Source organism: Sphingobium sp. FW305-3-2-15-F-TSA7, from assembly GCF_058787155.1.
This window is the reverse complement of the sequence record NZ_JBYSZM010000053.1, coordinates 1-14,468: the sequence shown is the minus strand read 5'-3', so window position 1 is coordinate 14,468 and position 14,468 is coordinate 1. Positions and strand designations below refer to the sequence as shown.

Sequence of the window (14,468 nt, the reverse complement as noted above, 5' to 3'; positions counted from 1 at the left end):
CCCGAAACCGAGATGCAATCCTTGCGACCCGCTTGTTTACGGTGTGGACGCCGCCATACCACCAAAGCCGTATCCGCGTAAGTGCTCTGCGTCACAGGGCGAGGTCCGATATGATTGGCGTTGGTCGATGACATATGGCAGCCGCAATGCTAGGCGCGCCCGATGACCTCGCTCGACAAGATCCGCAACTTCTCCATCATCGCGCATATCGACCATGGCAAATCGACCCTGGCCGATCGGCTGATCCAGCGCACGGGCGGCTTGTCCGAGCGCGAAATGTCCGCCCAGGTTCTCGATAATATGGATATCGAGAAGGAACGCGGCATCACCATCAAGGCGCAGACCGTCCGGCTCGACTGGAAGGGTTATGTCCTCAACCTGATGGATACGCCGGGTCATGTCGATTTCGCGTACGAGGTTTCGCGTTCGCTCGCGGCCTGCGAAGGCGCGCTGCTTGTCGTCGACGCGGCGCAGGGCGTCGAGGCTCAGACGCTCGCCAATGTCTATCAGTCGATCGAGCATGATCACGAGATCCTGCCCGTCATCAACAAGATCGACCTGCCCGCCGCCGAGCCCGAGCGCGTCCGCGCCGAGATCGAGGACATTATCGGGCTCGACGCGTCCGAAGCGGTGCTGGCCAGCGCCAAGTCCGGCATCGGCATCGACGAGATCCTCGATCAGATCGTCGCCAAGATCCCGCCGCCCAAGGGCGATCGCGACGCGCCGCTCAAGGCGATGCTCGTCGACAGCTGGTACGATCCCTATCTGGGCGTCGTCATTCTCGTCCGCGTGATCGACGGCGTGCTCAAAAAGGGCCAGCAGATCAAGTTCATGCAGGCGGGCACCGTCCATCTGGTCGACCGCACCGGCTGCATGCGCCCCAAGATCGAGCAGCTTCCCGAACTTGGCCCGGGCGAGATCGGCTTCATCACGGCGCAGATCAAGGAAGTCGCGCAGACGATGGTCGGCGACACCATCACCGACGCCAAGAAGCCAGCGACCGAGGCGCTGCCGGGGTTCAAGGAAGTCCAGCCCGTGGTGTTCTGCGGCCTGTTCCCGACCGACGCCAACGACTTTGAGAAGCTGCGCGAAAGCATCTCCAAGCTGCGGCTCAACGACGCGTCGTTCAGCTTCGAGATGGAGACTAGCGCGGCCCTGGGCTTCGGTTTCCGCTGCGGTTTTCTCGGCCTGCTCCATCTGGAGATCATCCAGGAGCGGCTGACCCGCGAATATGATCTCGACCTGATCACGACTGCGCCGTCGGTGGTCTATCACATCATGCTGACCCATGGCGGTGGGCAGCTCGAGCTGCACAATCCCGCGGACATGCCCGATCCCAACAAGATCGAGGAGATCGAGGAGCCGTGGATCGAGGCGGTGATCTATGTGCCCGACGAATATCTCGGGCCGATCCTGAAGTTGTGCCAGGATCGCCGCGGCATCCAGAAGAACCTGACCTATGTCGGCGGCCGCGCGCAGATCACTTACGAACTGCCGTTGAACGAGGTCGTGTTCGACTTTTACGACCGGCTCAAGAGCATCAGCCGCGGCTATGCGAGTTTCGACTATCATCAGATCGGCCATCGTGTCGGTGACCTCGTCAAGATGAACATCCTGGTGAACAACGAACCCGTCGATGCGCTCAGCATGATCGTTCACCGTGGCGCGGCCGAAGCGCGCGGCCGGCACATGTGCGAGCGGTTGAAAGACCTGATCCCGCGGCATCTGTTCAAGATCCCGATCCAGGCGGCGATCGGCGGCAAGGTGATCGCGCGCGAGACGATCGCGGCGCTGCGCAAGGACGTGACCGCCAAATGCTATGGCGGCGACATCAGCCGCAAGAAGAAGCTGCTGGACAAGCAGAAGGAAGGCAAGAAGCGGATGCGCGAATATGGCAGCGTCAGCATTCCGCAGGAAGCCTTCATCGCGGCGTTGCGGATGGGGGATGACGCCTGATGGCCGAGCGGTTCGAACGCCATCGCCAGCCCTGGACGAGCGACGAGCTCCAGAAGCTGCATCTGCTCGCCAAAAAGGGTATGCCGCTGAAGGCGATGGCCAAGGCGCTGACCCGCAGCGAGGAATCGATCAAGGATCGCGCGAAGATCGATGGGCTGAAGATCGCGAAATTGCGCTAAATCCCGGTCGATCGACTGAAGAGGAAAGTCGCACCGCGCGGTGCGGCAAGATCGGCGCCGATGTCGAATCCCGGCGATCCTGATTCCTGTCGTCACGCAACTGTCGCAATTGTCGAAATCGGGAATATCCGGCGCGGTATTTTTTGTTCGCGACTGTGGCCCTGATGCACCACTTCGGAAAATAAAAAGCCGGTCGTCATCGCAGTGCAACATTTCGGTCTTTATGGGGCCGCCGTGCTGTTGCAGTGCAACCTAGGGCTTCGGGCTGCGAGTCGTCTTTGAGGGAAGGCGATCGGGTCCATCAAGGGGACTATCATGAAGAATATGCTTTACGTCGGCGTGGCTGTTGCTGCGCTCTCGATTCCGGGCGCAGCGTTCGCCCAGTCGACCGGTTCGATCGATTTCGACGAAGCGGAAATCATCGTCACCGGCGCGCGGACCGACAATGGCGTCGCCGGCGTGATCGCCCCCGACACGAGCAAGGCCAAGGCCGTACTGACCCAGGAGTTCATCGGTCGCCAGGCGCCCGGTCAGACGGTCAACGATATCATCAACCAGCTTCCCGGCGTTTCCTTCCAGAACAACGATCCCTTCGGCTCGTCGGGCGGCAAGCTCTATATTCGCGGCTTCGACAACACCCGCATCAGCCAGACCTTCGATGGCGTGCCGCTGAACGATTCGGGCAGCTATGCGCTCTATTCGAACCAGCAGGTCGATCCCGAACTGATCGAGCAGGTCAACGTCAATCTGGGTTCGACCGACGTCGATAGCCCGACCGCCGCCGCATCGGGTTCGACGGTCAATTATCGCACGCGCAATCCCTATCAGGATTTCGGCGCGAAGCTGGCGGGATCGCTCGGCGAATATGGCTTCTTTCGTGTGTTCGGTTCCGTCGACACCGGCGAGATCGGTCCGCTCGGCACGCGCGCCTTCTTCGCAGCCAGCCATGCCGAGAACAACAACGTCTTCAACCTGACGGGTCCGGGCCGGAATGTCGGCCGCATCGACAAGCAGCAATATAACGCTCGCATCTATCAGCCGATCGGCTCGAACGGCGACTTCATCTCGATCGCGGGTCACTACAACCAGAACCGCAACAACTTCCTCGGTTCGGTTTCGCTGCGCAACGATGCGAACCTGGCGGTCACCAACCGTTTTCCGCAGACCAAGGACGAGCGTTTCTACGAAATCGCGCGTTGCCAGATCAACACGGTGGCGCGTCCGGGGTTGGCTGATAACGTGAACGGCTGCGGCTCGACCTTCGACGAGCGCTTCAACCCGTCCAATACTGGCAATATCCGTATCGCATCGAAATTCACCCTGGCTGACGGCCTCGTCCTCACGGTCGATCCCAGCTACCAATATGTGAAGGCCAATGGCGGCGGCACCGCCACCGGCCGCGAAGGTTTCTTCGACGTTGACCCCACTGCCGCGGTTTCCAACCAGACCGGCTATATCGGCGGTTCGCCTTATTATGGCCGCGACCTCAATGGTGACGGCGACATCCTGGATCAGGCCCGCGTGCTGGCACCGAGCCAGACCAAGACGAAGCGTTTCGGCGTGATCGCTTCGCTTCGCTACGATCTCGACGATCATAACACGGTGCGTGTCGCCTATTCCTGGGATCGCGCGCGCCACCGTCAGACCGGCGAGACGCAGCTGCTCGATCTCGATGGCGGTCCGCTGGACGTCTTCGCGGTCAACAATCCGCTCAAGGATCGCGACGGCAATGTCCTTCAGAAGCGCGATCGTCTCTCCTACGCGATCCTTCATCAGTTCGCTGGCGAGTATCGCGGCGAATTCTTCGACGAGCGGTTGACCGTCAATGCGGGCCTGCGTGCGCCGTTCTTCAAGCGTGAGCTGAGCAACTATTGCGCCACGACCAGCGTGTCGGGCTTCGTCGATTGCTTCGGCACGAACAGCGCCGCCGAGGCAGCCTATCTTCTCAAGAATCCGACGGTCGCGATCTCCGGTGGCACGTCGCCGCGTCAGGGACCGCAACAGCGCGTCTTCAAATATGACAAGCTGCTGCCGAACTTCGGCCTGACTTATGACGTCACCGATCGGGCGAGCATCTTCGCCAATTACTCGCAGGGCCTGCAGGTTCCGCGCACCGATACGCTGTACAATTCCTTCTTCTATCCCGTGGACACGGACCAGGCCAATCCGCGGCCCGAAACCACCACCAATTTCGATCTGGGCATGCGCTATCGTTCGTCGAAGCTGATCGCCCAGCTGTCGGTGTGGTACACCAAGTACAAGGATCGCCTCGCGGAGGCTTATGATCCCGAACTGGATCGCAGCGTGTTCCGCAACCTGGGTACCGTCAACAAGTACGGCATCGACGGCAGCGTTTCGTATCAGCCCATTCCTGAGATTTCGCTCTACGCCTTCGGCTCGTACATGAAGTCGGAGATCCAGGACGACCTGCTGATCACCGAACTGCCGAATGGCACGGCGGTCTATTCGCCGACCAAGGGCAAGCGGGAATCGGGTGCGCCGGTCTTCACGCTCGGTGGCCGCGTACAGGGCAATCTCGGACCGCTCGAACTGGGCGTCCAGGCGAAGCGCACTGGCAAGCGCTATGTGAACGATTCGAACCTGCCGATCTATGCGGCGCCGATCACCGGCACCGCGCCCAATCAGGTTGGCGCGGTGGTCTTCCCCGCGACGGCGGCTGCCTATACGCTGGTCGATCTTGATGCGCGCTTGTCGCTCAAGTTCCTGGGTCTCAACGACAAGACCTATTTCCAGCTCAATGTGACGAACGTGTTCGACAAGCTCTATGTCGGCAGCTTCGATGGCGGCAATCAGTCGCCGGTCTATACCGGCAACAACCTGACCGGCTACACCTCGCCGATCTTCGTGCAGATCGGCCCGCCGCGGACGGTGATGGGTTCGCTCGTCGTCGCTTTCTGATCGCGATCACAAGCATTCGAAACAAGGCCGCCGTCCCGAAAGGGGCGGCGGTTTTACTTTGTGCGCGCGTGAGATCCGCCTTTATGCGGCTTCGGTGGCCCTGGCGTAGATGCTCTGCCGGGGGCGCTCGAACAATTTCATCACCATCGGCTCGAAGAAGGCCAGCGGCGCGCTTTCATAGGCAGGATCGAACGCCGTCTGGTCGTATTTCTCGCAGAATTCCGCGCAGGCCTCGAAATGCGGATGGCCGCGGTAATTCTCGCGCAGATCGCGGTCCATGCCGAGATGGTGAAAGAAATAATAGCCCTGGAAGATACCGTGCTGCGCGGTGATCCAGTGCAGTTCCTCCGACACGAAGGGCTTGATGATCGCGGCGCCGATATCGGGATGGTTATAGGCGCCCAGCGTGTCGCCGATATCGTGGATCAGCGCCATCACGACATAATCGTCGGGGCGTCCGTCGCGGTGTGCGCGCGTCGCGGTCTGCAGTGAATGCTGCAGACGGTCGACCGGGAAACCGCCATAGTCGCCGTCGAGCAGTTTCAGATGGTCGAGTATGCGCCGGCCGCCCTTTGCGGCGAAGGGGATGAAGTGGCTGCTGATGGCCCGCCAGTCGGCCTGGGTGCCCTCGGTCATCGCAGTGAATGTCGCGCGGTCATGAATCTGTTCGGTCATGAATCCTCTCCTCCGACGCGGAGAATAACGCTCAAATCGCTCAAGTTGCAAAACGCGACTTGATTGCCCGCCAGATCCATTCCCCCATCAGCGCCGCGAGCATCGTCGCGCCGGTCAGCGGAAAGAGCGCGCCGACCGCCAGCATGACGGCCACGACGCCGCGGCTGGCGCGGCGGTCATCGGCACGCGGCGGCGCGTTCAGGCGGTTGTTCCGGCAGCGTTTCCACCAGAGGATCGGCGCACTCAGCGCAAGCAGCCAGACGCCGATACAGCCCGCAAGCATGATCAGGCGATTGGCTTCGCCATATTGCTGACCCTGATGGGTCGCGATCCCCCATTCGATCGCCTGTGCACCGCGTCCGAACCGGGCATAGGGCGCATCGAGCAATACGCGCCCGTCGGCGGCGTCCAGATAGAGCACCCGCGCATCTTGCGCGCGCCGGGCGGGGGCCGCGATCAGATAGGGTGCGCCGGGCGTCGCAGGCAGGGTGAGTGTCCAGCCCGGACCGAAGCCGCGCGTGGCGGCGATCGCGACGGCGCGGTCGGGGCCGATATCGCTGCCGCCATGCCCCATCGGATGCCCCAGATGCTGCATCGACCAGGGCAGGCCAGGGTCCGGGGCGCCATGATCGCCGTGCATGGTCTGCGATGGTCCCGGCGCCGCCGGGCGGCCGCCATTCGCGGCGGCGACCGCGCCGCGCAGCCAGCCGCCCCAATGCGCCGACCAGGGCATGCCGGTGACGGCCAGGAACAGGATCACCGCGCCGATGATGGCACCGGTCGAGGCATGAAAATCGCGCCAGAACAGGCGTCCATCGGGGCGCCCGCGCAATGCGAACGCCCTTTGGCCGGTGCGCGGCCACCAGAGATAGAAGCCGGTCAGGCATAGCAGGATCGTCCAGCCCGCCACGATCTCGATCAGCGTGTTGCCGATCGGCCCGGTGATGGCGAGGCTGTGGAGCTGCTTCACCGTCTCCATCATCCCGCCCTCGGGCGTGCTGCCCAGCACCTGGCCGAATGCCGGATCGACGAAGAGCGTGCGCCGTTCGCCGTCCGGACAGGCCAGGGTCATCCGCCAGCTCGCGTCCGGATCGACGGGGCGCTCGATCCGGGTCACGCGTCCCGGCATCTGCCCGGCGATGCGGCCCAGCATCGGGCCAAGCGCGGCCGGGTCGCCGGTGAACTGGCGTTCGGTCCAGCCGCCATAGACCAGATGCTCGATCTCGGGCTTGTAGAGATAAAGCGCACCGGTGGCGGCGAGCCACATCAGCATCGGCAGCACGATCAGCCCGGCATAGAAATGCCAGCGCCAGACGGCACGGTAGAGTGCGTTCGGCATCACCGGCCTCAGAAACGCGCACTGATGCCGGCGGAGACCGCGCGGCGTTCGACCGGGTAATAAAGTGCCTGGGCCGGGCTCGCCACTTTCACCACTGCGGAGATATCGCCGACAGCTTTTTTACCGGTCAGGTTTCTTGCGTCGACGAACAGCGCCACGCCATCCCGGAGTTCGGCATGGGCGGCGACGCCGATCAGCGCATAGCCATTCGTTCGCACGCTATTGGCATAGTCCGCCCATGCCCCGCGCGGCACCCATTCGAGATTGGGGGCAATATTCAGGCGGTCGCCGCCGAGGCGGAGTGCTGCGCGATAGAGATGCGGCGCGATGACGGGCAGGCGATTGTCGCCGAACTGGGTGTCGCCGCGGAAGCGGAAATCCGCATATTGCCAGCTCTGGCGCAGCCTCAGCCAGGGGGTGAAATCGAGATCCAGCCCGGCTTCGATGCCTTGATGGCGCGTTCGGCGCGCATTGAAGGTGGCCGCGGGAATGGTACCGGGCACGATCGAATATTGGAGCAGTTCGCCGCGCAGCTCCGCACGATAAAGGCTGATATCCCATCGCGCCGGCCCCCAATGTCCGCGCGTGCCGATTTCCGAGGTCCAGGCGGTCTGCGCGTCGAGCGGCACGAAGCCGGGCACGGGCTGGGCCTGCGCCAATTCGCCGAAGCCCGGAATCTCGGCCGAACGGCTGTAATTGGCATAGAATTGCACGGCCTCGACCGGTTCGAAGAGCAGGCCCAGCTTGGGGGAGAATTGGCTATAGCCCCGACTGTCGCTGGCGGCGGGATTGAAACGGTTGTCGACCGAACGGCGCCCGTCGACATGGACGGCGCCCGCGATCAGGCTGAGCGTATCGACCGGCTTGAAGCGGAGCTCGCCATACAGGTCGATCGTGCGGGCGCTCTGCCGGGCATTGGCGGTCGGCGCACCGCGATGACCGGCAATATTGACGAACTGCTTCGCGGCCACATTCCCCCAGCGGGCGGTGCTGCCGATGGTCAGTGCGAACCGGCCCCAATCGCGGTCGTAGCGGGCATAGCTGCCCCAGTCGGTCGATTTCTGATCGATCAGCTGGAAGATCGGATGGAAGAGCTGCTTCGCATTGAGGAAGACGCCGATATCGAGCGTGCCGCCACCAAGCGCGATGCGGGTGCGGTTCTGCAGGCGCAGCGAATCGATATCGCGCTGCTGGTCGCCGGCGATGTTGGCTGGAAGCGAGGTCGCGGGCGCGTCCAGCACATCGGCCATCGAAAGCGCCCCGGGCAGTTCCTGGCGGATATGCTGGACGCTGGCATAGAAGCGCGTCTCGATCGCTTCGCCGAGGCGGATGCCGACATTGCCGTTGAAACGCAGTGCCGAGCGGCGCGCATGATCGCGGTCGCCATCGGAACGGTCGCCGGCAATGGCGATCCACGCATCGGCGCGATCGTCCGAAAAGCCGGCGGAGGCGACGCCGCGAATGGTGTCAAAACTGCCGCCATCGAGACGAAGGCGGATGCCGGGGGCGGTGCGGCCGGTCGGCGTCACCGCATTGATCGCGCCGCCCAGGGTCGAACTGCCGAAACGCAGCGCATTCGATCCGCGATAGACTTCGAGATGTTCGAGGATCGTCGGGTCGAGTTCCTGGAAATCGCCATTATTGTCGGCCATGTTGATGGGGATGCCGTCCTGCAGCAGCGTCAGCCCCCGCATATGGAAGCCGCGGCTGAGCCCCGAGCCTCGGATCGACAGGCGGATTTCCTGGCCGAAACGCGGCTGGGTGTAGACGCCGGGCGAAAAGGCGAGTGCATCGCGCAGAGAGACGGCTGCCTTGTCGGCATAGTCCTCGGCAGTGACGATATTGGCGCCGCCCGGGGTTCTCGAGGCCTGGATCTCGGCGTCGCGCAGGCGTTCGGCGGTGACGGTGATGGTGGCCGGCGTTTCGGGGGCGTCTTCGGCGAATGCCGGGGTGGCGCATGCAAGCAGGGACGCGCCGGCAAGGGCGCGGGACATGAGGGACATGATGAGACCTTCCTGAAAACGGGTTCGGCCCGCGCGTGCGCAGGCTGGGCGTGTTCTCAGACGGTCGCGGGTGGTCCTGTAGCCGGCGGTGGCGGGGCGGGAAGGCCGCGGCCGATCGACACCGATGCCGGGAAAATCTGCGGCTGATCGACCGGCGCCGGATGCCGCGTCGCGATGATCGGCGGCGGTGCATCGGCCAGCGCGAGCGCGAGACCGGAAAAGGCGCAGGGCTGATCGTGGCGCGGATCGGATTTGGGCGTGCCCTGTTTATGGACCTCGCCCGAACGATCGACCCAGGCGACGACGCGGCCTTCGCCCGAGCACAAGGTGATCCGGGTCATGCCGTCGGCGCCGATCACGGGCATCCAGCCGGTGGGCACGAGCATCCGAAGCATCAGCGCGCCGGCGAGGATCCAGAGCGCAAGCGCCCTGTTCTGCCCCACCAGCCTGCGCCGCCATGCGTTCATGGGCCGCGCCTATGCGCCGGAGGACGGGCGGGTGCAATGGTCTGCGGGCGTGGCCTCGGCGATTTGGCGGCTGTCCCACTGTGCAAAGCACGCCCCATCGTCATGCTGAAACAAGTTCAAGGTGAAGCGCGGCCTTGTTCCAAGGCCGCGCTTCACCTTCGCGCCCTGACGCGATACAGCGGCCCGATGGCGAGCATCGGGCTCAAGCAACGGCCGTTCTTCGACGACAAGAACCGGGCTTTCTGGAACCTTCAGTCGGCGGGCTGGGCGGGGTATCTCGTGCTGCGCGCATTGTCGGGCTTTTCGAACGGCTTTCCGCTCGAATTCCTGGTGCCGCTGCTGATCCATGTCGTCACCGGCTATTCGCTCACCCTGGTGCTCGGCGTCATCTATCGCATGGTGATCAGCCGCGCACGGATCGTGACCTGGGGGGTCTCGGTCGCCGCGATCATGATCGCGACCTTGTTGTTCGCGGTGATCGACGCCTGGGTGTTCTCGACGATCAACAAGCCGGACACGCCGCTGGCGACCAATCTCGTGCTCGGCACGCTGACGCTCGATTTCACGATCCTCGCGGCCTGGTCGGCGCTTTATTACGCGATCAATTTCTACCTGATCGTCGAGGAACAGGCGGATCAGCTCGTCAAGCTCGACGTCCAGGCGACCTCGGCGCAGCTGGCGATGCTGCGCTATCAGCTCAATCCCCATTTCCTGTTCAACACGCTCAATTCGATCTCGACCCTGGTGCTGCTCAAGCAGACCGAGCGCGCGAACATGATGTTGTCGCGCCTGTCCTCCTTCCTGCGCTACACGCTGGCCAACGAGCCGACCGCGCAGGTGACGCTGGCGCAGGAGGTGGAGACGCTGAAACTCTATCTGGAGATCGAGAAGATGCGCTTCGAGGACCGGCTGCGCACCCATTTCTCGATCGAGGACAGCGCGGCAAAGGCACGATTGCCCTCGCTGCTGCTCCAGCCGCTCGTCGAGAACGCGATCAAATATGCCGTTACCCCGCAGGAGGAAGGCGCCGATATCTCGGTCGAAGCGCGGCTGGCCGGAGAACGGGTGCAGATCACCGTGTCCGACACCGGCCCGGGGTTGAAGGAGAACGCGATCAGGCCCAGCTATTCGACCGGAGTGGGTCTCGCAAATATCCGCGATCGCCTCGCCCAGGCATTCGGTCCCGAACATCGATTCGATGCGGGGTCGAAACCAAATGGCGGGTTCAGCGTTACGCTAGAGTTCCCGCTCATATTGGACGAACAGCCGAAAGTGGCCGCATGACGATACGTACCATTCTGGTCGATGATGAATCCCTGGCGATCCAGGGATTGAAGCTGAGACTGGAAGCCCATGATGATGTCGAAATCATCGATACCTGCCTGAACGGCCGCGAGGCCATCCGCTCGGTCAAGACCCATAAGCCCGATCTCGTTTTCCTCGATATCCAGATGCCCGGTTTCGACGGCTTTTCCGTCGTCCAAGGCCTGATGGAGGTCGAACCGCCGCTGTTCGTGTTCGTCACCGCCTATTCGGATCACGCGATCCGTGCGTTTGAAGCGCAGGCGATGGATTATCTGATGAAGCCCGTCGAGCCCGAGCGCCTGGCCGACACGCTCGACCGTGTCCGGCAGCGGCTGACCGAAAAGCGCGGCCAGGAAGAGGTCGAACGGCTGAAGGAAGTGCTGTCAGAGGTCGCACCCGATGCGGTGGACCAAATCGCGGGCGATAGCGATGCGCATGCCGCCAATCGTTACGAGAAGCTGATCAACATCAAGGATCGCGGCCAGATTTTCCGCGTCGATGTGGATTCGATCGAGCGGATCGACGCCGCGGGCGACTATATGTGCATCTATACCGGCGATAATACGCTGATCCTGCGCGAAACGATGAAGGATCTGGAAAAGCGCCTCGATCCGCGCCGTTTCCAGCGTGTCCATCGCTCGACCATCGTCAATCTCGATCAGGTCAAGCAGGTGAAGCCGCACACCAATGGCGAATGTTTCCTGGTGCTCGATTCGGGCGCGCAGGTGAAAGTCAGCCGGTCCTATCGCGACGTGGTGGCGCGCTTCGTCCACTGATCCCGGTTTCGTGAGGTTGCAGGGGGTCGGGCATTGTCCGGGCCCCCTGAACCATCTGTGCGATGCGGCCTATTCCTGGCTGTCGTCGAGCACCTCGACCGCCCCGAAGCGATGGCCTTTCTCGATCATCTCCTTGCGGTAGTCGCTGCGCGCATCGGCGATCTCCCGGCGATATTCGCTCCACGCTTCCTCACGGTCGCTCGGCTTTCTGGCACGCCGCAAATCGCTGCTCAACTCGCGCCGCGCCTCGCTCATGTCGGTCTGATAGTCCCGCCAATAGGCATTGTCGGGATCGCCGACAGCCGGGCTGTCATGCGCAAGGGCGGGAGCGGCGAGTGCCGCGCCCAGGGTGAGCGCGATCGTCAATATGCGCATGGAAGGTCTCCTTCTCGTCGATGAACCTCGCGCGGACAACGGACCGCGATCCGATCCTGCACCGCGCGTTGCGCCGGGCCGTGGCCATGACGGGGCGGCGTGATCGGTTGGCGATCGCCGCGATCGTTCACACCACGCTTGCCCATTTCCCCCGTCCGGATGCTGCCGCCTGACCGGCGGCCATGGAGAAAATCTTGGTATTTCCCCGCAAATCGAGGCGAAACTGGCATGGCCATGAGCGCGAGATCCGGTTTTCCTCCACCAGCCGCCGCCGGCGAACGGGCTGGAGCCGGCTTCGGATCACGATCCTCGCAGGCTGCCTGGCCGGGCTGGCCTATACGCAGGTCGACATGCCGGCCGGCATATGGCGCTGGCCGATCGTCTCGAGCGACACACCCAAGACGGTCGTGACCGATGATGGCACGCGGCCCGATCGTCTCATCCGCGATCGGGCAGGGGCCAATGTCCGATTCGGACTATGCCATAGCGGCGGGGGGCAGAATTGCGTGGTCGATGGCGACACCTTCTGGGTGGATGGCGCCAAGATCCGCATCGCCGACATCGATACGCCCGAAACCCATCCGCCGCGCTGTGCGGCCGAAGCGGAACTGGGCGAGCGGGCGACGCGACGGCTGCAGGTGCTGCTCAATCAGGGCGCGTTCGACCTGGAGATTCGTGGACGCGATACCGATCGCTACGGCCGCAAGCTTCGTATCGTCACGCGCGACGGCACGTCGATCGGCGGGATGCTGGTGTCGGAAGGCCTGGCGCGCCCCTATGGTCGCGGCCGGCAGCCCTGGTGCGATTGACGATGCATCCTTGAGGGGCGGCGGTGCGTTGAGGGCGTCTCATCCAAGCGAAGGACAGCATCATGACCGATATCAGCCAGATCCGCGAACATATGGACGTCATCGGCGCCGACGGCGTCCATGTCGGCACGGTCGACAAGGTCGAAGGTCATCGCATCAAGCTGACCAAGGCCGACAGCGGGCAGGGCAGCCATGAAGGCCATCATCATTATATCTCGACCGGTCTGGTCGCGGACATAGAGGGCGATACGGTCCGCCTGTCGGCCAATGGCGATGTCGCGGTGACCTTCGAGGAAGAAGAAGCGGGCTGACCGCCGGCCCTCAATCTTCCTTGATCATGCTGGTCTTCTGCGTATCCGGCACCAGCAGGAATGCGATCGTCGCGACGCCGATCAGCGCGGTGATGTACCAGTAAAAGGCCGCTTCGACGCCCTGGTTCTTCAGCCAGAGCGCAACCGTCTCGGCGGTGCCGCCGAATGCGGCATTGCCGATGGCGTAGGGCAGGGCGACGCCCAGTGTGCGGATATGTGCGGGGAACATCTCTGCTTTCACGACCGCGCCGATCGCGGTGTAGGGCGCCATCGCGACGAGCGGGATCAGGCTGAGCATGAAGGCGATGACGGGATCCGTCGTCGTCGACAGCATCGTGAAGATCGGCACGGTGACGAGCATGCCGGTCACGCCGAACCAGAGCAGCAACGGTTTGCGTCCGATCCGGTCGGACAACAGCCCGAGCAGCGGCTGGAGCAGCATGAAGATGACGAGCGCCAGCGCGGTGATCTGGGTGGCGGTTTCGCGGCCGAAGCCGCTGGTGTTGACCAGGAATTTCTGGAGATAGGTGGTGTAGGCGTAAAAGGCCGAGGAACTGCCCGCGGTCATCATCACCAGCAATATGGTCGGGCGCAGATGCGCTTTCACCAGATGCCGCGCCGACGATGTCGGCTGTGCGGCGCGATCGATCGCCTTGAACGCGTCGGTTTCGGCCAGATTCCGGCGGAGCAGATAGACGGCGAGCGCGAGCAGCGCGCCGATCAGGAACGGGATGCGCCATGCCCAGCCCTCGATCGCCGCCTCGCTGAGCATCGCCTGCATCGCGAGCAGCACGCCCAGCGCGGTCAACTGGCCGCCGATCAACGTGACATATTGGAAACTCGAATAGAAACCGCGGCGATCGCGCGTCGCCATTTCGGAGAGATAGGTGGCGCTGGCACCATATTCGCCGCCGACCGAAAGGCCCTGGAGCATGCGCGCGAACAGCAGGATCATCGGCGAGAATGCACCGGCCTGTTCGTAGGTGGGCGCGATCGCAATGATCAGCGATCCCGCGAACATCAGCCCGACCGACAGCGCCAGTCCGGCCTTGCGGCCATGCCTGTCGCCGTAAATGCCCATGACCCATGCGCCGAGCGGCCGCATCAGAAAGCCGACGGCGAAGATCGCGGCGGTGCTCAGCAACTGCGCGGTGGGGTCGCCTTTCGGGAAGAAGGCGGGGGCGAAATAGATGGCGAGCGACGCATAGGCGAACCAGTCATACCATTCGACGAGATTGCCGGCCGATCCGCCGATGATGGATTTCAATCTTTTGGCTTCGATCGACATGCGGCCCCCTGATCTGTTTCGGAAATGTGCGGAAGAGCACATTTCCGAAGCCGCACCGGCCCCCGG

14 protein-coding genes are annotated in these 14,468 nt (G+C 63.2%); 8 read left to right on the top strand and 6 right to left on the bottom strand.

Annotated features, from left to right (window positions below):
* Positions 1-162: 162 nt before the first annotated feature.
* From lepA to AC3WN8_RS28305, 3 genes are all read left to right on the top strand, one after another.
* The gene (lepA, locus tag AC3WN8_RS28315) at positions 163-1,956 is read left to right on the top strand and encodes a translation elongation factor 4 (RefSeq protein ID WP_492672868.1); all 1,794 of its coding nucleotides are present in this window, start codon (positions 163-165) and stop codon (positions 1,954-1,956) included.
* Positions 1,956-2,135 (top strand): hypothetical protein, encoded by a 180-nt coding sequence (locus AC3WN8_RS28310; protein WP_492672867.1) that lies wholly within the window; start codon positions 1,956-1,958, stop codon positions 2,133-2,135. The genes lepA and AC3WN8_RS28310 overlap by 1 nt, the downstream gene beginning before the upstream one ends.
* A gap of 315 nt (positions 2,136-2,450) precedes the next feature.
* The gene (locus AC3WN8_RS28305; protein WP_492672866.1) at positions 2,451-5,054 is read left to right on the top strand and encodes a TonB-dependent receptor; all 2,604 of its coding nucleotides are present in this window, start codon (positions 2,451-2,453) and stop codon (positions 5,052-5,054) included.
* Between the two features lie 81 nt (positions 5,055-5,135).
* On the opposite strand, the gene AC3WN8_RS28300 is transcribed toward AC3WN8_RS28305, so the two are convergent.
* The 4 genes from AC3WN8_RS28300 to AC3WN8_RS28285 are packed head-to-tail and all read right to left on the bottom strand — an operon-like array spanning position 5,136 to position 9,538.
* Positions 5,136-5,729, bottom strand: a complete 594-nt coding sequence (locus AC3WN8_RS28300; protein ID WP_492672865.1) for an HD domain-containing protein — start codon at positions 5,727-5,729, stop codon at positions 5,136-5,138.
* 40 nt (positions 5,730-5,769) lie between these two features.
* Positions 5,770-7,068, bottom strand: a complete 1,299-nt coding sequence (locus AC3WN8_RS28295) for a PepSY-associated TM helix domain-containing protein (RefSeq protein WP_492672864.1) — start codon at positions 7,066-7,068, stop codon at positions 5,770-5,772.
* 8 nt (positions 7,069-7,076) lie between these two features.
* Positions 7,077-9,071, bottom strand: a complete 1,995-nt coding sequence (locus AC3WN8_RS28290; RefSeq protein ID WP_492672863.1) for a TonB-dependent receptor family protein — start codon at positions 9,069-9,071, stop codon at positions 7,077-7,079.
* A 56-nt stretch (positions 9,072-9,127) separates the two neighbouring features.
* Positions 9,128-9,538: a hypothetical protein gene (locus tag AC3WN8_RS28285; RefSeq protein WP_492672862.1), complete on the bottom strand. Its 411-nt coding sequence runs from the start codon at positions 9,536-9,538 to the stop codon at positions 9,128-9,130.
* A 186-nt stretch (positions 9,539-9,724) separates the two neighbouring features.
* Here AC3WN8_RS28285 and AC3WN8_RS28280 point away from each other — a divergent pair, with 186 nt between their 5' ends.
* Both AC3WN8_RS28280 and AC3WN8_RS28275 read left to right on the top strand, forming a co-directional pair.
* On the top strand, positions 9,725-10,822 hold the full coding sequence (locus tag AC3WN8_RS28280) for a sensor histidine kinase (protein WP_492672861.1): 1,098 nt from the start codon (positions 9,725-9,727) through the stop codon (positions 10,820-10,822).
* The gene (locus tag AC3WN8_RS28275) at positions 10,819-11,619 is read left to right on the top strand and encodes a LytR/AlgR family response regulator transcription factor (RefSeq protein ID WP_492672860.1); all 801 of its coding nucleotides are present in this window, start codon (positions 10,819-10,821) and stop codon (positions 11,617-11,619) included. Before AC3WN8_RS28280 ends, AC3WN8_RS28275 begins: the two co-directional genes overlap by 4 nt.
* A 69-nt stretch (positions 11,620-11,688) precedes the next feature.
* Here the strand turns inward: AC3WN8_RS28275 and AC3WN8_RS28270 are convergent, their stop codons facing one another.
* On the bottom strand, positions 11,689-11,994 hold the full coding sequence (locus AC3WN8_RS28270; RefSeq protein WP_492672859.1) for a hypothetical protein: 306 nt from the start codon (positions 11,992-11,994) through the stop codon (positions 11,689-11,691).
* 20 nt (positions 11,995-12,014) lie between these two features.
* On the opposite strand from AC3WN8_RS28270, the gene AC3WN8_RS28265 reads away from it, so the two are divergent.
* The 3 genes from AC3WN8_RS28265 to AC3WN8_RS28255 all read left to right on the top strand — a co-directional run bounded on the left by AC3WN8_RS28265 (position 12,015) and on the right by AC3WN8_RS28255 (position 13,114).
* Positions 12,015-12,167 (top strand): hypothetical protein, encoded by a 153-nt coding sequence (locus AC3WN8_RS28265; protein ID WP_492672858.1) that lies wholly within the window; start codon positions 12,015-12,017, stop codon positions 12,165-12,167.
* Between the two features lie 21 nt (positions 12,168-12,188).
* A complete protein-coding gene (locus AC3WN8_RS28260; protein ID WP_492672857.1) occupies positions 12,189-12,803 on the top strand; it encodes a thermonuclease family protein in 615 nt (204 codons plus the stop codon).
* Positions 12,804-12,865: 62 nt separating this feature from the next.
* Positions 12,866-13,114, top strand: a complete 249-nt coding sequence (locus AC3WN8_RS28255) for a DUF2171 domain-containing protein (protein ID WP_492672856.1) — start codon at positions 12,866-12,868, stop codon at positions 13,112-13,114.
* 10 nt (positions 13,115-13,124) lie between these two features.
* On the opposite strand, the gene AC3WN8_RS28250 is transcribed toward AC3WN8_RS28255, so the two are convergent.
* Positions 13,125-14,402 (bottom strand): MFS transporter, encoded by a 1,278-nt coding sequence (locus tag AC3WN8_RS28250; protein WP_492672855.1) that lies wholly within the window; start codon positions 14,400-14,402, stop codon positions 13,125-13,127.
* Between the last annotated feature and the right edge of the window lie 66 nt (positions 14,403-14,468).